The sequence below is a fragment of the Agrococcus sp. HG114 genome (assembly GCF_024723325.1).
Classification (GTDB): Bacteria; Actinomycetota; Actinomycetes; order Actinomycetales; family Microbacteriaceae; genus Agrococcus.
This window is the reverse complement of sequence record NZ_JANQCH010000335.1, coordinates 1-314: the sequence shown is the minus strand read 5'-3', so window position 1 is coordinate 314 and position 314 is coordinate 1. Positions and strand designations below refer to the sequence as shown.

The following is a 314-nucleotide window of genomic DNA, read 5'->3' as shown; positions in this document are numbered from 1 at the left end:
GGGCGGGCCGGTGCACGTCGACGTCGACGTCGACGCGTGCGACCGCTCCGTCGCGCCGGGATGCCCCGCGTCCGTGCCGGGCGGCCTGAGCGCGTGGCAGCTGCGCGGCCTCGTGCGCGCGCTCGCGAGCGCGCCCGGGGTGACGTCCATCGACTTCACCGAGGTCGACGCATCCGCCGACGCACCCGACGGGCGCACCGTCCGGCTCGTCGCGCTCGGCGTGCTCGAGGCGCTCGCCGGCCTCGCCGCGCGACCGGCCCCGGCCGCGGGCTGAGCCACGGGCGCGGGCTCAGCGCACCGCACCGGCTCGATGG

1 protein-coding gene is annotated in these 314 nt (G+C 79.9%); it reads left to right on the top strand.

Annotated elements, in window-relative coordinates:
- Positions 1-274: arginase family protein (locus NWP09_RS13480; RefSeq protein WP_258275975.1), on the top strand; the 274-nt coding region annotated here is incomplete at its 5' end.
- Positions 275-314 lie beyond the last annotated feature (40 nt).